This is a genomic window from Arthrobacter sp. zg-Y40 (assembly GCF_020731535.1).
Lineage (GTDB): Bacteria > Actinomycetota > Actinomycetes > Actinomycetales > Micrococcaceae > Arthrobacter_B.
Window position 1 is genome coordinate 519,712 of record NZ_JAJFZS010000001.1, and the last position, 19,472, is coordinate 539,183.

Annotated in this window: 20 protein-coding genes; 5 read left to right on the top strand and 15 right to left on the bottom strand. The window is 66.2% G+C overall.

Translation table 11 applies throughout. The features are described from left to right. From LJ754_RS02440 to LJ754_RS02460, 5 genes are read right to left on the bottom strand one after another with little or no spacing between them, the layout of a single operon-like run. On the bottom strand, window positions 1-435 hold the full coding sequence (locus tag LJ754_RS02440) for a lycopene cyclase domain-containing protein (protein WP_227925167.1): 435 nt from the start codon (window positions 433-435) through the stop codon (window positions 1-3). Next, window positions 432-920 (bottom strand): lycopene cyclase domain-containing protein, encoded by a 489-nt coding sequence (locus tag LJ754_RS16900; protein WP_331461498.1) that lies wholly within the window; start codon window positions 918-920, stop codon window positions 432-434. Before LJ754_RS16900 ends, LJ754_RS02440 begins: the two co-directional genes overlap by 4 nt. Next, window positions 920-2,614, bottom strand: coding sequence for a phytoene desaturase family protein (gene crtI / locus LJ754_RS02450; protein WP_227925169.1), 1,695 nt, complete (start codon window positions 2,612-2,614; stop codon window positions 920-922). Before crtI ends, LJ754_RS16900 begins: the two co-directional genes overlap by 1 nt. Further along, entirely contained in the window at window positions 2,611-3,525 is a 915-nt protein-coding gene (locus LJ754_RS02455; RefSeq protein WP_227925171.1) for a phytoene/squalene synthase family protein, read from the bottom strand. The genes crtI and LJ754_RS02455 overlap by 4 nt, the downstream gene beginning before the upstream one ends. Window positions 3,526-3,528: 3 nt before the next feature. Beyond that, complete coding sequence (locus LJ754_RS02460; RefSeq protein WP_227912726.1) at window positions 3,529-4,596, bottom strand: polyprenyl synthetase family protein; 1,068 nt, start codon at window positions 4,594-4,596, stop codon at window positions 3,529-3,531. 35 nt (window positions 4,597-4,631) lie between these two features. Here LJ754_RS02460 and idi point away from each other — a divergent pair, with 35 nt between their 5' ends. Further along, window positions 4,632-5,153, top strand: coding sequence for an isopentenyl-diphosphate Delta-isomerase (gene idi, locus LJ754_RS02465; RefSeq protein ID WP_227912953.1), 522 nt, complete (start codon window positions 4,632-4,634; stop codon window positions 5,151-5,153). Between the two features lie 89 nt (window positions 5,154-5,242). Here idi and LJ754_RS02470 read toward each other — a convergent pair whose 3' ends face one another. Continuing rightward, window positions 5,243-6,049: a glycosyltransferase family A protein gene (locus LJ754_RS02470; RefSeq protein WP_227925173.1), complete on the bottom strand. Its 807-nt coding sequence runs from the start codon at window positions 6,047-6,049 to the stop codon at window positions 5,243-5,245. A gap of 92 nt (window positions 6,050-6,141) precedes the next feature. Here LJ754_RS02470 and LJ754_RS02475 point away from each other — a divergent pair, with 92 nt between their 5' ends. Next, window positions 6,142-6,783 carry a hypothetical protein gene (locus tag LJ754_RS02475; protein ID WP_227925174.1) on the top strand — a complete coding sequence of 214 codons (642 nt, stop codon included), beginning with the start codon at window positions 6,142-6,144 and terminating at the stop codon, window positions 6,781-6,783. A 181-nt stretch (window positions 6,784-6,964) separates the two neighbouring features. Here LJ754_RS02475 and LJ754_RS02480 read toward each other — a convergent pair whose 3' ends face one another. The 9 genes from LJ754_RS02480 to LJ754_RS02520 all read right to left on the bottom strand — a co-directional run bounded on the left by LJ754_RS02480 (window position 6,965) and on the right by LJ754_RS02520 (window position 16,429). Then, complete coding sequence (locus LJ754_RS02480) at window positions 6,965-8,155, bottom strand: TerC family protein (RefSeq protein WP_227912723.1); 1,191 nt, start codon at window positions 8,153-8,155, stop codon at window positions 6,965-6,967. A gap of 143 nt (window positions 8,156-8,298) precedes the next feature. Further along, on the bottom strand, window positions 8,299-8,925 hold the full coding sequence (locus LJ754_RS02485; RefSeq protein ID WP_227912722.1) for a nucleotidyltransferase family protein: 627 nt from the start codon (window positions 8,923-8,925) through the stop codon (window positions 8,299-8,301). Between the two features lie 82 nt (window positions 8,926-9,007). Next, complete coding sequence (locus LJ754_RS02490) at window positions 9,008-9,310, bottom strand: DUF4193 domain-containing protein (protein ID WP_227912721.1); 303 nt, start codon at window positions 9,308-9,310, stop codon at window positions 9,008-9,010. Window positions 9,311-9,579: 269 nt separating this feature from the next. Further along, the gene (locus LJ754_RS02495; RefSeq protein WP_227912720.1) at window positions 9,580-9,951 is read right to left on the bottom strand and encodes a YtxH domain-containing protein; all 372 of its coding nucleotides are present in this window, start codon (window positions 9,949-9,951) and stop codon (window positions 9,580-9,582) included. A 103-nt stretch (window positions 9,952-10,054) separates the two neighbouring features. Further along, window positions 10,055-10,450 carry a DUF779 domain-containing protein gene (locus LJ754_RS02500; protein WP_227925175.1) on the bottom strand — a complete coding sequence of 132 codons (396 nt, stop codon included), beginning with the start codon at window positions 10,448-10,450 and terminating at the stop codon, window positions 10,055-10,057. Next, window positions 10,450-11,469 (bottom strand): alcohol dehydrogenase AdhP, encoded by a 1,020-nt coding sequence (adhP, locus tag LJ754_RS02505; RefSeq protein WP_227925178.1) that lies wholly within the window; start codon window positions 11,467-11,469, stop codon window positions 10,450-10,452. The genes LJ754_RS02500 and adhP overlap by 1 nt, the downstream gene beginning before the upstream one ends. A 60-nt stretch (window positions 11,470-11,529) precedes the next feature. After that, window positions 11,530-13,053, bottom strand: coding sequence for an acetaldehyde dehydrogenase ExaC (gene exaC, locus LJ754_RS02510; protein WP_227925180.1), 1,524 nt, complete (start codon window positions 13,051-13,053; stop codon window positions 11,530-11,532). Window positions 13,054-13,191: 138 nt separating this feature from the next. Then, the gene (locus LJ754_RS02515; RefSeq protein WP_227925182.1) at window positions 13,192-14,634 is read right to left on the bottom strand and encodes a transcriptional regulator; all 1,443 of its coding nucleotides are present in this window, start codon (window positions 14,632-14,634) and stop codon (window positions 13,192-13,194) included. Between the two features lie 373 nt (window positions 14,635-15,007). Continuing rightward, a complete protein-coding gene (locus tag LJ754_RS02520; RefSeq protein ID WP_227912716.1) occupies window positions 15,008-16,429 on the bottom strand; it encodes an FAD-dependent oxidoreductase in 1,422 nt (473 codons plus the stop codon). Between the two features lie 144 nt (window positions 16,430-16,573). On the opposite strand from LJ754_RS02520, the gene rarD reads away from it, so the two are divergent. The 3 genes from rarD to LJ754_RS17020 all read left to right on the top strand — a co-directional run bounded on the left by rarD (window position 16,574) and on the right by LJ754_RS17020 (window position 19,352). After that, a complete protein-coding gene (gene rarD / locus LJ754_RS02525) occupies window positions 16,574-17,599 on the top strand; it encodes an EamA family transporter RarD (protein WP_442860160.1) in 1,026 nt (341 codons plus the stop codon). A gap of 189 nt (window positions 17,600-17,788) precedes the next feature. Beyond that, complete coding sequence (locus LJ754_RS16690; RefSeq protein WP_231705919.1) at window positions 17,789-18,559, top strand: DUF222 domain-containing protein; 771 nt, start codon at window positions 17,789-17,791, stop codon at window positions 18,557-18,559. Next, on the top strand, window positions 18,528-19,352 hold the full coding sequence (locus LJ754_RS17020; protein WP_442860300.1) for a DUF222 domain-containing protein: 825 nt from the start codon (window positions 18,528-18,530) through the stop codon (window positions 19,350-19,352). The genes LJ754_RS16690 and LJ754_RS17020 overlap by 32 nt, the downstream gene beginning before the upstream one ends. Window positions 19,353-19,472 lie beyond the last annotated feature (120 nt).

The following is a 19,472-nucleotide window of genomic DNA, read 5'->3' on the forward strand; positions in this document are numbered from 1 at the left end:
TCACGGATTCTCCTTAGGGACAGGATGTGCGGTGTCCGGCGTTGATACAGTGTCCGGCGTTGATGCAGTGCCCGGCGTTGATGCAGTGCCCGGCCTTGATGCAGTGCCCGGCCTTGGTGCGCCCGGTTCGGGGGCCCGGCCCGGCAAAAGGATCCACAGGGCGGGCAGCAATAGGACGGCCGCCAGCGGGTAGGCGAAGTCCTCGAGCGGAGCGGCACCCGCGAACGCGCCGGAAATGCGGTCATTGTTGTACCAAAACAGGCCCACGCGGATCATCATGTTGTCGAAGACCGCCGTCAGGGCCAGCAGGACGGCGGCCGTAACGGCCGCTGCCGCGGCGTAGAAGCGCGGCCGGCGGCGCCTGGCCAGCAGTGCTGCGGCGCATACTCCGGCGGCCGGCAGCAGGAAAAACGCGTTAAGGGTCCAGTACGTCATGGCTGCGGCCGCTCCGTCGGTTTACGCACCGGCTTGCGCCCTGGTTGCCCCGGTTGCCCCGGTTGCCCCGGTTGCCCCGGTTGCCCTGGTTGCCCTGGTTGCCCGGGGTGCCCCGGTTGCCCGGGCGCGCGGCCCTGCATCCGTACGGCCGCCCGGTTCGCGCCCCGTTCCGCAGCGAGTCCGGCGGCCAGCCGGACCAGGCCGAAAACCACCATGGTCAGATAGCAGAGGAAGGCCAGGAAGAAGATCTCCTCCGCGGGAAGGTGCGGGGCCAGGGCGAGGCCGAGCATAAACGGGGTCTCTCCGCGGTAGAAGATATCCGCGCCGATGCCGGCCAGGTCCCAAGCGGTAAAGAACAAGACCCCGATGACCAGGACAATCCCGGCGCGGCGGGCATCGGCGAAAAAGAACAGCCGGAACCGGTGGTCCAGCAGGGCCATGCACCCCAGGGACAGCAGCAGGAAAAGCAGGTACAGCACTCCCATCAGGCGTCCTCCGCCCCAGATAGATCCAGTCCTGATGTTTCCAGTCCAGATGTTTCCAGTCCGGGGGAAGCATGTCCGGGGCCCGCAGCCGGCGCAGCAGCAGCAGCAGCAGCAGACCACGGTGCCGGCTCGGGCAGCGCCTCGGTGCCCGTCTCCCCGCGCAGCCGCTTGAGCACCAGTTCGGCGCTGATCAGGCACATCGGCAGGCCGATGCCGGGCAGCGTGGACCCGCCGGCGTACAGCAGCCCGTCCACCTTCCGGCTGGCGTTGGTGCCGCGGAAAAAGGCACTTTGCTTAAGGATGTGCGCCGGACCCAGCATCGTGCCGCGCCACGAATTCAGATCCGTCACGAAATCCTGCGGCCCCACCGTGCGGCGGATGATGATCCGCTCGGCCAGGTCGGGAATGCCGGCCCAGGCCGAAAGCTGGGCAATTACGGCGTCGGCCATTTTTTCGATCCGGGGGTCCCCCGCGCCGTCAATGCCGCCGGCGCCAAGTGACGGGTCGGACGGTACGGGGACCAGGACAAACAGGTTCTCGTGGCCGTCAGGGGCCGCATCCGGGTCCGTGGCGCTGGGCCGGCATACATACAGGGAGGCTGGATCCGGCACGGACGTTTCCTTGCCGAAGATCTTCCCGAAGTTCGCTTCCCAGTCCCTGGTGAACAGCAGGGTGTGGTGTTCCAGCTGCGGGAGCTTGCCCTGCACGCCCAGGTGCAGCAGCAGCCCGCCGGGACCGGGAACGCGGCGCTGCCAGTACCTCTCCGGGTAGGTCTGCAGTTCGGCCGGCAGCAGGGCGGTTTCGGTGTGGTGCAGATCCGCGGCCGAGACCACCAGGTCCGCGTCCAGGGACGCTTCGGCTCCCCCGGCGTCCCGGTAGCGGACACCGGCAACGCCCGGTTTGCGCCGGCCGGCGGCGGTGGTGCGGATACCGGTGACCTCTGCTCCGGTGAGGATCCGAACGCCCTCGGCGCGGGCCAGGTCGCCGATCACGGATACCATCCGGGCGAAGCCGCCCATGGGGTACAGCACCCCGTCAGCAAGGTCCAGCCGGCTCATCAGGTGGTACATGCTGGGCGTGGTGAACGGCGAGGAACCCAGGAACACAGCCGGGTAGCCCAGGATTTGCCGAATCCGCGGATCGGTGAAGCGTTTGGCCACGAAGGTGCTCAGCGGTTCGATCAGCAGCCGGGCCAGCCGGGGTCCCCGGCGCAGCACGTCGGCGCGCAGCAGCGGGGCGAACGAGGCGAACGTGGAGTAGAGGAACCGCTTTTTCGCCATCGCGTAGACCTCTTCGGCGGACTCGAGGTACTCCGCCAGGCGCGGTCCGGCGCCGGGTTCAAGGGATTCAAAGAGCGCAATGTTGGCCTCGCGGGTGGCAGCAATATCCACCGGTTCGGGCTCATCCTCGAACAGCACCCGGTAGCCGGGATCCAGCCGGACCAGGTCCAGCTGCGCTGCGGCGGAGGTCCCGAGCATCCGGAAGAAGTGGTCAAAGACTTCCGGCATCAGGTACCAGGACGGACCGGTGTCGAAGCGGAAGCCGCCGGTTTCCCAGCTGCCGGCACGGCCGCCGGTTTCGGGCTGCTTTTCCAGCACGGTCACCGAGAGGCCTTCGCGTGCCAGCAGCGCGGCAGTGGCCAGACCCGTGATGCCGCCGCCTATTACGACGGCGGTGCGCGGACTCGTGCTCATGGTTGCCTTCCGTTCGGGGCGGTTGGGGATACCGGCCGGGCGGCCACTTTGCGGGTCAGCAGCGCCCGGGCCGCTATCCGGGCCTTGACCGGATTGGGCACCCGGATGCGGGTGCTGCGCAGCTGCTCGGCCGGGGTGTCCCGGAGCCGGCGGGCGAGCTCGCTGAACAGGTCCTGGGCCAGGGCGACGGCGGCACGGCAGCCCGGCGGCAGCTGCGCCACCGCCGCGCCGGACACGATCAGGTCGGCGTCGATCCCGTCCAGGATCCGGTTCTTGTCCGCTTCGGTGAACGCCGCAACGGTAACGCCGGGGAAATAGCTGCGGCCCAGGGCCTCGAAGTCCTGCGCCAGGTCCCGGAGGAAGTTGACCTTCTGGAATGCCGCGCCCAGCCGCTGGGCGCCTTCACGCAGCCGTTTGGCCTGGTCCTCGGGCAGGGAGATCCCGTACAGGAAGCACTGCAGGCACATCAGTCCTATGACTTCGGCCGAGCCGTAGACATAGTCATTGAAGCTGGCCTCGGTGTGCTCTGCCTGGTCCAGGTCCGCCCGCATGGAGGCAAAGAAGGGGCGCGTGAGGTCCGTGCCGATGCCGGTCCCGCGGGCGGTCAGCGCGAAGGCGTGGACCACCAGGTTGGTGCTGTAACCGGTCCGGAGCGCACGTTCGGTGTCCACTTCGAGTTCATCGAGCAGCACCCCGATCTCTGCGCGCGGAATGCGGGCCGCCGCAGCCACGCCGTCGACGATTTCATCGGCCAGCCGCACCAGCGCGTAGATGGTTTCGATTTGCATCCGGGTACGCGCGGAGAGCAGCCGGGAAGCCAGCCCGAAGGATGTTGAATAGTTCCGGATCAGGACGGCCGAGGTCTGCCGGGACACAGTGTTGTAGAGGGCCAGCCCCTGCTCTGCTGCCACGTCCTAGCGTCCCCGGTTCACGGCGTCGTCAACGACGGCGGACAACGCGGCGCGCAGTCCAGGCGTCACGGCCGGGCAGTCCAGGTGCTGCCGTGCCCGGTCTGCGTATTCCTGCATCAACTCGCGGGCGTGGTCCCGGGCACCGGAGGATACGAGCAGTTCGCGGGCACGGGCGGCATCGCGGACGGTGAGGTCGGGGTTGCCGATCAGCCCGGACAGTTCGGCCCATTCCGGCTTATCCGCCACATAGGAGACCAGCACGGTGCGCTTACCCTCGCGCAGGTCGGAGAAACTGGATTTGCCGGTGGCGCTTTCGGCGCCGAACACGCCCAGCAGGTCATCCACGACTTGGTAGGCGATACCGATGTCCTGTCCGTACAGGCCCAGAGTGGACACAACGTCGTCGGACGCCCCGGCAAGCACGGCGCCGGCCTGCAGCGGCGCCTCGAAGGAGTACACGGCGGTCTTCAGGCGTTCCATGTGCAGGATTTCGGAAATGGGCGGGGCACCGGGGTGGAAGGAAAAGTCGACGTCGATCAGCTCGCCTCCGGCGGAGGCAAAGACGGCGTCATCGAGGATTTCCGCCAATCGGAGCCGCAGGTCCGTGTCCACTCCGGCACTGTCCAGCAGCCGGAACGCACCGGTCAGGGCCAGGTCTCCGGCAATAACCCCGGCGGACAGGCCGCGGTGCCGTGCAGCGCCCTCCCCCGCGCCCGCTGATGCAGCCAGGTCCCGGTACACACCGGAAACATTGGAGTGGCCCCGGCGGGAGAAATCCAGGTCAATGACGTCATCGTGCACAATCAACGCCGTATGCAGCAGCTCGAAAGCGGCACCTACGTGCGCAGCGGCGCGGATGTCCGTCCCGCCAAGGTGCAGATAGGCGGTCAGCAGGCTGCGCGGACGCACCCGCTTCCCCCCGGCCGTGGAATCCTCCAAGGCCTGCCACAGGGACAGGTAGCTGGAGCCGAGCTTGACTGCCCGTTCCTTGGCCTGTTCGAAGAACCGGTTCAGGACTGCCTCTACCTGCTCCTGGCCGGTGTTCAGCTCGAGCGGGGGGTGCGTCTGCATAGGTAAAGTAAACACGTATGGGACGAGTGGAAGAAATGACAGGCCGCGCAGAACTGGTGGTTCTGGTTGACAATGACGGCCATGCGTTGGGCACCCGGGACAAGGCCGGGGTGCACACCACCGACACTCCACTGCATCTGGCGTTCTCCACGCACGTGTTCAACACCCGCGGCCAGCTGCTGGTGACCCGGCGAGCTCTGTCCAAGCTGACCTGGCCGGGAGTGTGGACCAATTCGTTCTGCGGCCACCCCGGCCCCGGCGAACCAAACGAGGACGCGGTCCGCCGGCGGGCGGAGCGCGAACTGGGCCTTCAGGTCCGTGATCTGACCCTGCGCCTGCCGGATTTCCGCTACCGCGCCGTGGACGCCTCCGGGATTGTGGAGCATGAAATCTGCCCGGTCTACACCGCGGTTGCCGACGCGGATCCGGTGCCGGCGGAGGACGAGGTCATGGACTGGCAGTGGGTTGACCCCGTGCCGCTGGTTGATGCGGTGCGGCTGACCCCCTGGGCGTTCAGCCCGTGGCTCGTGCTGCAGCTGCCCCTGCTCTACCCCTAGACGGGATTCCCCGGGCCTGCGCGCCAGGCACGGCGGCAACGGACTTCCGCGCTTCTCAGGGCACTCAAACCGTCTTCCTCCGTGCCCTTTCAGCCCCGGGCAAAGCGCCTGCCCCAGCGCACCCACGGATATTCCTGCGGCCAGTGGGAGACGAGAGTATGGAAGGCCCGGCGGAACCGCAGGGCCAGGTTGGCCCTGGTCTGTACGGCCCGCGGTGCCATCCCGACAACCAGGCTCCGGTCCCGCCTGCAGCGGCGGCCCTGACCCAAATGGAAGCTCAGGCACACGTCGTCGTGCATCTGCGCATCCTCACGGTGCACCTGCCCGCTGACGTCCTGCCAGGTGCGTGCCCGCAGAGCCAGGTTGGACCCGAAAAACGGCCAGTGGGCCAGGGCCGATCCCATGGCCAGGTAGTAGGAGCCCAGATACAGGCGGGAAACCAGCCGTCCGGTGCGCGGGGACATTCCGTAGAACACCCCGGGCCCGCTGAGCACTTCCAAAGCCGGGTCCGCGGCGAACGATTCAGCTATTCTCTGCACCCAATCCCGGGGAAGCACGCAATCGGCGTCACATCGGGCAATAATCAGGTCCGGTTCCGGGACCGTCGCCGGGCCGGCTGCGGCACCTGCCGCAACTGTGTCCGCGCCGAGCGGGCCGGACGCGGCGTCGTACCCGGCGCTTGCCGCGGCCGGAATACCGGGCACCGGCTCAAAGACCACCCGGGCGCCGAAACGGCGCGCCGTTTCAGCGCTGGCATCGGTGCTGTTGTTATCCACCACCACGATTTCCCGCGGCGCGAGGCTCTGTCCGGCCAGTGACTGCAGGCAGGCTTCCAGCAGCGCGGCATCATTGCGGCATGGGATCACCACGGTAACGGGCGGAAGCACAGTGGACATGGGGCCGAGTTTAGCGTGGGGCGGCTGTGGTCCCGGTTCGCGGATCCCCGCGCCCCCTCCTGCCGCAGCCGCGGCCGGGCTACCGTATGAGGATGATCGATGCACTGCTCCGGCCGCCGGAGACCCGCGGGGAAGTCATTGCGGACGTGGTGCGTGCGCTGGGCATCCTCAGCGTGGCCGGCGCACTCCTGCTGCTGGGACCGGTGGAAACCGCCCTGTTCCTGCTGGTGCTGCTGGGGCTGCTGGTTGCCCGCAGCCTGGACGTGATTCCGGGATTCGACACGGCGTACGGCCTGGTGCTGCTGCTGGCGGCATGGAGCAGCGTGGCGGACCTGTATGCCCGCATCTCCTGGTGGGACCTGGCCATCCATTGCGCGGCCACGGGTGTTCTTGCCGCCATGTCCTACTTCCTGCTGGTCCAGTTCAACGCGGTCCCGGCCGTACGCCGTCCGCACCGCCCCTCGCGCTCCCTGCCGTTGGTTGTGCCCGTGCTGGTGCTCTCCCTGGGACTGGCGCTGAGTGTCCTATGGGAGATGGGCGAATGGTGGGGCAACGCCTTTGTCGACAGGAGTATCAATGTGGGCTACGGGGACACCATGGGGGACCTGGCCGCGGGCGGGCTTGGCGGACTGGTGTCCGGAGTCTGCCTGGGGATGGCGGTCCGCCGGGCGGGTGGACGGATGGCGGCGGCAGGCAGCATCCCGCGGCTGCACCGCCAGGAAACGGACCGCTAGAACGGACCGTCAGGGAAGGCTGAACCGGACCGGAAGTGCCGCCGGGAAGCCCCGGAGCCTTGCAGAAGCCCCGGAGCCTTGCGGAAACCCCGGGAAGCCGCACAACAACGCCCGGGCAGCGGTGTCGCTGCCCGGGCGTTGTTGCCGTCCAGGCGGGTTGGGCCGGGGCTGGTGCTGTTTCCTAGCGGGAGAGGTAGCGCTCGTGCTCGCTGTGAGCGCGGGCCACGGTTTCGCGGATCTCCCCGATGTCCTTGACCTTGTCGCGGTACTTGAGGTCCATCTTCAGGATGTCCTGCTCTTCGTCGCACAGTGCCTTGTACACCCGCTCGCGCTCGGCCGGATCGGCAGTGTAGGACAGGTCCAGGTAGGCGTCGGCATGGCGGCGGGCGTTGTTGACCGCCGTCATGGCCTTGCCTGCCGGGCTGACCAGGGAACCGATGACGGTGACCACCAGCACGCCGATGATGACGGAAAGGGACAGTGTGGTGGTGATTTCAATGACCGGTACATGCTCGCCGCCGTTGATGAACGGCAGGGTGTTTTCATGCAGGGCGTGCAGGACAAGCTTGACGCCGATGAAGGCCAGGATGGCGGCCAGGCCGTAGGTCAGGTAGATCAGGCGGTCCAGCAGGCCGTCGATCAGGAAGTACAGCTGGCGAAGTCCCATCAGGGAGAACGCGGTGGCGGTGAAGACAATGTAGACGTTCTGGGTCAGGCCGAAGATGGCCGGAATGGAGTCCAGCGCGAAGAGGATGTCGGTACCGCCGATGGCCACCATGACCAGCAGCATGGGCGTCAGGACACGCTTGCCGTTCTCCATGGTGAACAGCTTGTCGCCGTCGTAGGAGTCCGAGGTGTGGAAGATCTTCCGGGCCAGCCGGATGATGAAGTTGTTGGCTTCGTCGTCGCCCTCGGTGCTTTCGGGCTTGAGCAGGTTTCCGGCGGTGATCAGCAGGATCAGGCCGAAGAGGTAGAAGATCCAGGAGAAGGAATTGATCAGTGCTGCGCCGAGGAAGATGAAGGCGGTGCGGGCAATCAGCGAGAAGACAATGCCGAAGAGCAGGACCTTCTGCTGGTCCTCACGCGGCACCCGGAAACTCGCCATGATGATCAGGAAGACAAACAGGTTGTCCACCGACAGGGCCTTTTCGGTGATGTACCCGGCGAAGTACTCCGTACCCATCTGGCTGCCGCCGAGGACAAACACGATGATGCCGAAGACTATCGCCACGCCCACGTAGATGGAGGACCAGATGGCCGCTTCCTTGAGGGTGGGGATGTGCGCCTTGCGGATGTGGAAGAAGTAATCAAAGGCCAGAAGGGCCAGGATGACCACAATGGTCACTCCCCAGACCATGGGGGAAACAGTCATGAGATGTCTGCTTTCGTAGGGTATGCCAAAGGAGCATAGGTCTCTCCCGCCAACCCTTGCGGGCGGCCGCGGAATCCGGCGGAGCGTCGGTGCTCCACGTGTTGACGGATATCTGCGTTTCGGGATACTCCCCTACGAAGTTTTCAGTCTAACAGGACAAGGTCCGCTTCGCTGTCTACGTCCCGCCCGTCGGCCAGGTCCGAGCAGTCAATTAAGTCCACCAGGTCCGGATGGGCGGCCAGGAAGTGCCGAGCTCCGGTATCGCCTGCATCGCCGTCATCAGCGGCTTCACCGGGTTCAAGGCTTCGGGCCGCCAGCGCCGCATCGAACAGCACCGGATGGCCGCGCCGCAGCCGGTCCGATCCCGGATCACGGTAACCCGCGGCGGTGATCCGGCCTGGCCTCCCGGCGGCCAGGAGCCGGGCGACGACGGCGGCGGTCAGGCCCGGCTGATCCACCAGGGCCACCAGCACCGCCCCCGGACACAGTGCCAGGGCTGCCGCAACGCCGCTGCGGTAGCTGGTACCCATGCCGCGCTGCCAGTCGGGGTTGAGCACCGGGCGGGCGTCCTGCAGTCTGGCCGCGGCCAGGATGTCTCCCCTGCCGGCGCCGAGCACGGCCAGTACCGTGGCGCACCCGCCGTCCCGCAGCACCCGCACCTGGTGTTCAATCAGGGGTCGGCCACGGAACGGCAGCATCGCCTTCGGCCCCAGCCCCAAACGGGTGCCGGCACCCGCGGCAAGCAGCACCGCCGTCGTCGTTCCTGTCATTACCCGGCCACCCCCTTTCCAACACGCGGTTAAAGCAGGCAGCCGCCGGACCGGAGGAGGTGCGGCGGCAGGGAGAAGGCGCTTAGCCCTCGCAGTCCTTGCAGTAGGCCAGGCCGTTCTTTTCCACGGCCAGCTGGGAGCGGTGACGGACAAGGAAACAGGAGTTGCACGTGAACTCGTCTTCCTGGGGCGGCACTACCCGCACCAGCAGTTCTTCGCCGGAGAGGTCAGCGCCGGGCAGTTCGAATCCTTCGGCCGCTTCGGCTTCATCGACGTCAACTACGGCAGACTGCTTGTCGGTTCGCCGGGCCTGGAGTTCCTCGATGGAGGAGGTAGTGCCGGCATCTTCCTCAGTCTTGCGCGGTGCGTCGTAATCTGTAGCCATTTTCTCGGCTCACACTCCAAATCCGTTGTTGTGTTCTTTCCGGGCACTCGATACTAGCCGAACATAACGGACGTACCGTTGCGCGCTATTCCCATTTCCGGTTCCGCAGCGCAATTTTCGCTGGCGGCTGACGGTTCCGAGGATCCGCACGCGTCCCACGCCTACCCAACGTGCCCGGCACCCTGCGGGTTCCGGAATACACAAAACGCAACGGACAGGCAGACTTTCGTCCGCCCATCCGTTGCGTTGTGCTGCGTTTGGAGCTGAGCCTAGGCCTCCGGCTGCGGCTCGGCCGGCGACATCTTGTGCTCGCCGCCGTTGGTGAAGGAACCGTTGGCTCCGGCCGCAGAGGACCCTGCTGCGGAGCCGGTGCTGCTGGTTCCGGTACTGCTGGAGCTGCTGCCGGCAGTGGATCCGGACCCGCTTGAGGAGCCCTTGACCTTGGAAGCAGCGTCCTTAGCGGCGCCCGTGACCTTGTCCTGCAGGCCCGGGGCCTTCTCCTTGGCCCAGTCGGTGCCGTGGGACACGGTGTCCTGAACCTTGGGATCGTTCCAGAGCTTCATCAGCTTCTCGCGGCCGCCCTTGGAGCCGGCCAGGTAGCCTGCACCCAAGCCGGCCAGGAATACAAACTTCTTAACCATGGTCTTCCTCTTCTCCCGCCCTCACTGGGCCTCGATAAGTACCGTCCATCTGCACCCTACCGTGCAAAACGGCAGGTTCAACAGCCAGCTTACTATTTGCCGGCTAGCTGAACAGACGGGACCGGATGAGGAACCGTTTACCTTCGGGGGCCTCCACGGAGAATCCGCTGCCGCGCCCGGACACGACATCCACGGTCAGGTGGGTGTGTTTCCAGTATTCGAACTGTTCCCGCGACATCCAGAACTCCAGTTCGTCCCCGTCCAGATCGAAGACTCCCAGCAGCACGTCAGCGTCCCCGGTAAGGAACTCCCCTTTCGGGTAACACATGGGCGAGGAGCCGTCGCAGCAGCCGCCGGACTGGTGGAACATCAGCGGACCGTGCTGTTGCCGCAGGATGCGCAGCAGTTCCTGCGCCGGCGGGGTGAGCGCCACCCGGGAGAAATCTTCCCCGGGCAGCGCCGCCGCCGCGTCCAGAGTGGAGACAGGTGCGGCATCCATCAGTACCCGATCACCACCCGGCCATCGACCCTGCCTGCACGCAGTTCGTCCATCACCGCATTAATCTCGTCCAGGTTGCGGACGCTGATATTGGGATGGATCAGACCGCGGTCATAGAAGTCGATCGCCTCGGCCAGGTCCTGGCGGGTGCCCACTATGGATCCCCGGATGGTCAGGCCCTTGAGCACAATGTCGAAGATCGGAGCCGGGAAGTCACCCGGGGGCAGCCCGACAAAAACGATGGTTCCCCCACGCCGGGCCATGCCGATGGCCTGCCCGAAGGCCGCCGGATGGACCGCTGTGACCAGCACCGCGTGGGCACCGCCGACCTTTTCCTGGATTGCCGCTGCCGGGTCCTCGGTGTTGGCGTTCACCACCACCTCGGCTCCGTATTTCTGCGCGAGCTCCAGCTTGTCGTCGCTGATGTCGACGGCGGCAACCCGCAGTCCCATGGCTTTTGCGTACTGCACGGCGACGTGGCCCAGGCCGCCGATCCCCGAGATGACCACCCATTGGCCCGGGCGCGCCTCGCTGACCTTCAATCCCTTGTAGACCGTGACGCCGGCGCAGAGGACGGGCGCGATTTCCTGCGGGTCCGCTCCTTCCGGAATACGCGCGGCGAAACGGGCGTCCACCAGCATGTACTGGCCGAAGGAACCGTCCACGGAGTAGCCGCTGTTCGTCTGGTTCTCGCACAGCGTCTCCCACCCCGTCCTGCAGTACTCGCATACGCCGCAGGCTGAGGCGAGCCAGGCATTGCCCACCATGTCACCGGGCTTCAGGTCGGTGACCCCCTCGCCTACCTTCACCACTTCCCCCACGCCCTCATGCCCGGGGATGAAGGGCGGCGTCGGTTTGACGGGCCAGTCCCCGTCCGCGGCGTGCAGGTCGGTATGGCAGACCCCGGTGGCAACGAGCTTGACCAGTGCCTGGCCCGGACCCGGGTCAATTACTGCCACATCCTCAACGGAAAGTCCTGCACCCAGTTGGTTCACTACTGCTGCTTGCATGCTGGCCATTCAATCCTCAATCCGATCGGAGGTAGGGCGTAACCCAGCGTAGGCGGGCCCGGCAGGTTCCTAGAAGAAGCCCTGCTTGTTTTCGGCGTAGCTGACCAGCAGGTTTTTGGTCTGCTGGTAGTGGTCCAGCATCATGGCGTGGTTTTCGCGCCCAATGCCGGAGGACTTGTAGCCGCCGAAGGCCGCGTGGGCGGGATAGGCGTGGTAGTTGTTGACCCAGACCCGGCCGGCCTGGATATCCCGGCCCGCGCGGTAGGCAGTATTCCCGTCCCGGGACCATACACCGGCACCCAGGCCGTACAGCGTGTCGTTGGCGATGGCCAGCGCTTCCCCGTAGTCGGAGAAACGGGTCACCGACACCACCGGGCCGAAGATCTCCTCCTGGAAGATCCGCATGCTGTTGCTGCCCTCAAAGACCGTGGGCTCAACGTAGAACCCGTCGGCCAGGTCGCCGTCCAGGATCCGCCGGGAGCCGCCGGCCAGGACCTTCGCACCCTCCTGCCGGCCGATGTCCAGGTAGGAGAGGATCTTCTCCAGCTGGTCATTGGAGGCCTGCGCGCCGACCATGGTGTTGGTGTCCAGCGGGTTGCCCTGCACCATCTGGGCAGTGCGGGCCAGGGCGTCGGCCATGAAGGAGTCGTACATGGAGTCCTGGACCAGCGCCCGCGAGGGGCAGGTGCAGACCTCGCCCTGGTTCAGGGCGAACATGTTGAAGCCCTCCAGCGCCTTGTCGTAGAAAGCATCATCGGCTGCCGCGACGTCGGAGAAGAAAATGTTCGGGCTCTTGCCGCCCAGTTCCAAGGTGACCGGAATGAGGTTCTGGCTGGCGTACTGCATGATCAGCCGGCCGGTGGTGGTCTCGCCCGTGAAGGCGATTTTGCGGATCCGGTTCGAGGAAGCCAGCGGCTTGCCCGCTTCCACGCCGAAACCGTTGACCACGTTCAGCACCCCTGCCGGCAGCAGGTCCGCAATAAGTTCCATCAGCACCATGATCGACGCCGGGGTCTGTTCCGCGGGCTTGAGAACGACGGCGTTGCCGGCGGCAAGCGCCGGAGCCAGCTTCCAGGTGGCCATCAGGATGGGGAAATTCCAGGGGATGATCTGGCCCACCACACCGAGGGGCTCATGGAAATGGTAAGCGGTGGTGTTGTCGTCGATCTGCGAGATCGAGCCTTCCTGGGCCCGGATGGCGCCGGCAAAGTAGCGGAAGTGGTCCACCGCCAGCGGCAGGTCCGCCGCCAGGGTTTCCCGGACGGGCTTCCCGTTGTCCCAGGTTTCGGCCACGGCCAGCATTTCCAGGTTGGCTTCGATCCGGTCAGCAATCCGGTTCAGGACCAGCGCGCGCTCGGCCACCGCCGTCTTGCCCCATGCCCCGGCGGCCTTGTGCGCCGCATCCAGGGCCAAATCGATGTCCTCCGAGGTTCCCCGAGCCACTTCGCAGAACGGCTTGCCGGTGACCGGTGAAACGTTTTCGAAGTACTGGCCTTTGACCGGGGCCACCCATTCCCCGCCGATCCAGTTCTCGTAGCGCGGTTTGAAGGTGACTTTGGCGCCTTCGGTGCCTGGCTGGGCATAAACACTCATCGTTGAGCTCCCTCTTCCGTGCGGTCAACCGTTGGACGGCGGCCGCGTGCTGGTCACAGGGGCGTAGCGGGCCGCCTGCGGATATTTTGAGGGTAGGCAGCACAACGTTGCATGTACGTTGCATAGGCGCGCTTCCAGTTACGTTCGGGCCTGGTATTGCCGGGCTGACGAGCCTGCGGATCTCCCCCATGGCCGGCCCCCAAGCGGGCCCGGCCGGGGAACGCCCCGTTCACGGTTCAGCCCCGGCTCACGGTTCAGCCCCAGTTCACGGTCCAGCCCCAGTTCACGGTCCAGGCGCTCCAAGCGGGCGACGACGGCGGCCCTCCGCGGAGAGTCCGGCGGCAGCAGGCGCAGCAGAACAGCCCAGCCCTCGACGTCGTCCTCCGCTTCCTCCAGCTTGAGGTACTGGGCAAGCAGGTCCGGAGATGCGTCCGAAAGCATGGTTTCCCGCAGGACCGACGACACTTCGGCCCGGAGGCCGGACACAGCCGGAGCTTCGGAGCGCGGCAGCACCGGACCGGCATAAATGTTCAGCGCCAGGCGGTGGGCACCGTGTTCGAGGTAGCTGAGTACCTGCCGGGCATCTACCACCAGCTCCCGGGGCAGGCGGTAGGGCCGGGACTGGGGCACGAGCCCCTGCGGACCGTCCGCGAACCGCGCCAGCATGGCGCGCAGGCGTAGCATCTCGGCCCGGACCGTGGCTGGCGCTGCGGTCTCCGGATACGCCATGGCGGCCAACTCGTGTGCGGTGAGCCCCTGCGGGTTCAGCGCGAGCAGGGTCAGCAGTTCTGCGTGCCGGCCGCTGAGCTGCAGTGACGCTCCGCCCACGTTCAGGAGGGCATGGTCGCGGCCCAGGATCTGCAGGCTGTCACGGTACAACCCAGCGCGGACCGTTTCGAGCCGGCGCAGCCGCCGCCCGCTGCGGCTGCGCTCACGGGCTTCCAGCCGCTCGATCCGCAGGTGCGACTGGGCCGCGTCCACAGCGGCCTCAATCAGGGACAGGGTGTGCGGTGCTACGGCGGCCACGCCCCCGGTAATATCCACGACGCCGATTACCGTCCCCGAGTCCGGGTCCCGGACCGGAACGGCAGTGCAGTTAAAGGAATGGACCCTGCGGTTGAAGTGCTCGGCCCCGGCAATCTGGATGCCCGTTCCGCCGGCTAGTGCCGCGCCCGGGGCGCTGGTACCAATGGACGGCTCGGACCAGTCGGTGCCCGGCATGAAGTACATGCCCTCCGCGCGGCGGCGCAGGTCCTCGTCCCCCTCCACCCACAGCAGGCGGCTGTGCTGGTCCCCCACCGCCACCAGGAGCCCGCTGTCCGCTGCAGGCTGCACCAAGAGCCGCTGGATTACGGGCATCACCACGTGCAGCGGGTGAGCCTTCCGGTACTCCCGCAGTTCGTCCGGTTCAAAGGCCAGGACAGGAGTGTCGACATCGGGGTTGCGGGAATAGCCGAGCGAACGCTGCCATGACTCGCGGACTGGCTCGCGCAGGAGGCTGGGTACCGGGCGGCCCGGGCTCAGCTGCTCGTGGGCGTGCAGGGCGGACTCCTGCCCGGTGACGCCAGCCGAAGTATCCACCGCTCCGCCTATCCACTCTGATTGGGAGAACCGCCGCAGGAAACCCGCGGGCCGGATGGTGGCAAGAGTACCTTCTGGGCCCGGCGGGCTCCACTGGTTTCCACCGCGTAACTTATTCCTGTGCTCCGGCCGGTCGGCGTGGGTCCGACGTCGCCGTGGGCGGGCGGGGCCGGCGTCGTCGTCGTCGCCGTCGCCGTCGGTCGGGCGGGGATGCGGGGCCGTCGTCGGCGGCGTCGGGGGCCGGCGGGTTGGCGGGCGGGGCCGGCGTCGCCGTCGTCGTCTGGCAGTGCACAGGGACGCGCATAGACAAAGGAGGGCCGCAGTCCGGCTGGACTGCGGCCCTCCTTTGCGGCCGGCTGGGCCGGCGATTCGCTTATTCGCCGCGGGAGATGCGGGTCATTTCCTCGCGGTCAACCACCTTGACGCGCTCGCGGACGAGTTCGGCAGCAGTCGAATCCGGGTGGATGTAGGAGGCGCCGAGGCTGCGCTCGTAGGCATCCAGCTTCAGCCAGCCCTCCCAGGTGGTGTACTTGACGCCCCGTTCCTCCAGCAGCTCGATGATGGAGGAGGGATCCGGGTGCGAGGCGGCGGGAAGGTTCAGCCGGTCCTCGAGCAGGAAGCCGATGGTCTCCAGCGCATCACCCTTGGTATGCCCGATCAGGCCCACCGGGCCGCGCTTGATCCAACCCGTGGTGTAGATGCCCGGGACGGGGGTGCCGTCTTCGTTGATGACGCGGCCGCCCTCGTTCGGGATCACGCCGCGGCGCTCGTCGTAGCCCACCTCGGGCAGCTCGGAGCCAAAGTAGCCGATGGCCCGGTAGACGGCCTGGACGGGGTAGTCGACAATCTCGCCGGTGCCGCGTACGTTGCCGGTTCCGTCCAGTTCCGTACGTTCGAACTTCATGCCCGCAACCTTGCCCGGGTTCGCGGCGTCGTCGTAAATCTCCACGGGGCTGTGCAGGAAGTGCAGGTGCAGGCGGCGGGAGGCGCCGGTGTCCTGCTCCTCCACCAACCAGTTGGTCAGGGTGTTGACCATGGTTTTGGTCTGGTTGTTCGTGCGGATCTGCTCATCAGAGCCCTCGTCGAATTCAAAGTCCTCGGGGTAGAGCACAATGTCGACGTCGCGTGAGTGCGAAAGCTCGCGCAGTTCCAGGGGCGTGAACTTCACCTGCGCCGGGCCGCGGCGTCCGAAGATGTGCACATCCGTCACCGGGGACTTCTTCAGGCCCTCGTAGACGTTCGCCGGGATCTCCGTGGTGAGCAGGTCATCGGCGTGCTTGGAAAGGATGCGCGCGACATCGAGGGCTACGTTGCCGTTGCCAATCACGGCAACTTCCTTCGCGTCCAGCGGCCATTCACGCGGAACGTCCGGGTGCCCGTCATACCAGGAGACGAAGTCGGCTCCGCCGAAGGAGCCTTCCAGCTCGACGCCGGGCACGTTCAGGGGTGCGTCCTTGATGGCGCCGGTGGCGAAGATGATGGCGTCATAGAAGTGCCGGAAGTCCGTCAGCGTCAGGTCGCGTCCGTAGTTGACGTTGCCGAGGAAGCGGATGTCGCCGCGGTCCAGCACCTTGTGCAGGGCGTTGACGATGCCCTTGATCCGCGGGTGGTCGGGTGCCACCCCGTAGCGGATCAGGCCGTAAGGGGCGGGGTACTGGTCGAAAAGGTCAATGCTGACCTCAAAGTCCCGCTCGGCCTTGGTAAGGATGTCGGCGGCGTAAACACCGGCGGGGCCTGCACCGATAATGGCGACCCTCAAGGGACGCTGGGGGCTCTCCGCGGCTGGGTTAGTCACTGATAGTCCTTCTTCTCTTCGAAAGATCCGTAGGTGCGCAATTAACACACAGTTATTTATTCTAAATGCCGGGTTCCCCGCCGTCTAAACGGTTGCCCAAAGGCAGGTGGGAATAGGATCCGGGGTTGGTGTGTTGATGCCCACGTGCCTTTCTCCAAGCCTGTCCCCGCCCTCCGCGGCGTGCGTAACGCCGAGCCCGACGCCGCACCCGCCCGCACTAACGTTTCTGCCGGTTCCTCAGGTTCTGCCGGGACTGGCCGCGAGAATCTTCCCGGCATCCTGTTTGGTGTTGCCGCCTATGGCCTCTGGGGGCTGCTTCCCCTGTACTTCATGGTGCTCAAGCCCGCCGGAGCGGTGGAGATCGTGGCCAACCGCGTGGTGTGGTCACTGGTGTTCTGCGCCATCCTGCTGACCGTGATGCGGGCATGGAAGCCCATGCTCGCCGCCGGCCGCAACCCGCGCATCGTGGGCACCCTGGGTGGAGCTGCCCTGCTGATTGCCGTGAATTGGCTGACCTATTCCTGGGCCGTCCTGAATGAACACGCCGTTGAAGCGGCACTGGGCTACTTCATCAACCCGCTGGTTTCGGTACTGCTGGGTGTCCTGGTGCTCAAGGAAAAGCTCCGCCCTCTGCAGTGGGCGGCCATGGGCGTGGGCTTCATTGCCGTCCTGGTGCTTGCCTTGGCCTACGGAAACATGCCTTGGATCGCCCTGGCCCTGGCGTTCAGCTTCGGGTTCTACGGACTGGTCAAGAAAGGCATCGGCTCCCGGGTCGACGCCGTTTCCAGCCTCACCATTGAAACCGCCGTGCTGACCCCGATTGCCGCCGCCGTCATGATCTGGCTCGGGGTATCCGGCGCCGCCACGCTGACCACCAACGGGCCGGCTCATATGTGGCTGCTGATCGCTTCCGGCGTCATCACCGCCGTCCCCCTGATCTTCTTCGGCGCCGCTGCCCGCCGGCTGCCGCTTTCCACCGTAGGACTGCTGCAGTACCTGGCCCCCACGCTGCAGTTCATCCTCGCGCTGACCGTATTCAAGGAAGCCATGCCGCCGGAGCGGTGGGCCGGCTTCGGGCTGGTGTGGCTGGCACTCGTGATGCTGACCGTCGACATGATCGGCGGACCCCGGCGCAACCGCAAGCTGCGGGCTGCGGCCGCTGCCGCGTAGGAAGGCTGTCTGGGCGGGCTCCGAAGACAGGCCGCGTGCAGGACCACTGGTCCGCCCGCAGGACCACAGGTCCGCCCGGCCGGCGACTAATCCTCCACAGGGGGGCGTTCTGTTCCGGGGCCGGGAACTTCGTTCCCACCGCCAGAGGACCGTGGTGTGTGCTGTGCCGCTTTAGGAGAGGCTGGTTCCATGACGGCGGAACCGGTGGAGCAGGCGGTGCGAGTGGCGCACTCCTCCACGGTGCACGGGACGGAGCTGGTTTCTGACGCCGAGGCGCTGCTCGAGGCGGCTCGCGGGCTGAGCGAGTCAATGGCCAATGACTGGAAGCTTGTGGACCTCGAGGAGGCCGTCGAAGCTGCTTCCGTCATTGAAGACCTGTCACGCATCACGCAGTACCTGCAGGTCGTCGTGGCCGGCACGGTCGACCGGCACCGTCCGGCCGACACCTATGGTGTCTCTTCGGACGAGCAAGCCGCGAGCGGAAAAGGCACCAACACTAGACGCCGCTTCCGCGAATTCCGCAGTACCGCCGATTTCCTTCGGGCCCGGCTGCGGATCTCGCGGGCCGAAGCGAAGCGCCGGCTGGGTCTCGCCGCTGCGATTCTGCCCACGAACACTCTCACGGGCCGTTCCCTGCCACCTTCCTTTCCAAGAGTCGCCGAGTCATGTGCCGATGGTGTCCTGTCTGCAGCAGGTGTCGAACTCATCGTTCAGTCCCTGGAAGAGGCGCAACCACGGTTGCAGCCGGATCTGCTCGATTCCATGGAGAAGCAGTTAGTCGAGGTCGGGGCCCAGCAGGATCATGACTTTCTGCTCCGCACTGCACGGCATTGGCTCGCTCTCATCGACCAGGAAACCCCGCCCGGGGAGGAAGAACTCGCACGGTTCCAAGGGATTCGCTGGCCGTCGAAGGAACGGCCTAAACCATCTGCACGTCTACTGCACGGACGAACAGCATGAGGCCCTCACAACCGCGATGAACGGCGGCGCGAACCCCCGCGTCGCTGCCCGCGAAGTTCCTTCGGCCGGCATTACGCCGTCGGATACTTCCTCGCGGCCGCCGGAACCAAGCCGCCCTCAGCAACTGCTGGAAGGACTTTTGGGGGCAATCCGAGCTGGCCTCGCTACCGGCGGGATGCCCGCTTCAGGCGGTCTGCGCCCGCAGGTGATGGTGACTATCAGCCATGACGCACTGGTGGCAGGACTAGCTACCCGTTCCGAGGAAGGCACCCCTCCGTCCGATGGCACCTGCAAATCCTTCCCAATCCCTGGAGCAGCAACCTTCTCCGGCCCAATCCGCGCAGAAGAGGTACGCAGGCTTGCGTGCGATGCCGATCTGATCCCCGCAGTGTTGGGGTCGGCGGGCCAGGTGCTGGATTTAGGCAGAGCGACACGGTTGTTCCCTCCGCACCTGCGCAAAGCCCTGCATGCGCGCGACCGCGGCTGTACGTTCCCGGGGTGTACTGTCCCCGGGCCTTGGACGGAGGCACACCACGTCACCTTCTGGGAGCGCGGCGGGGGTACCAGTATCCATAACGGAGCATTGCTGTGCTCGTTCCACCACCACCTGATTCATCAGGGGAACTGGCAGGTGTCGATGCAATCCGGCATTCCCTGGTTTCGGCCTCCGGCCTATGTGGATCCGGACCGGGAGCAGCTGAGGAACACCTACTTCCACCCGGAGGCAGGTTCCCAACCCGGTTCGGTAAATAAACTCCGGGTTCGGTGCATAAACCCCGGGTTCGGTGCATAAACCCCGGGTTCGGTGCATAAACTTCGGGTTCGGTGCATAAACTTCGGTGAATAAACACAGGAACGCCGCAACCGGGGGGAGTTGCGACGTTCCTGCGGACTGTGGGAGTTCCAGAGGAAC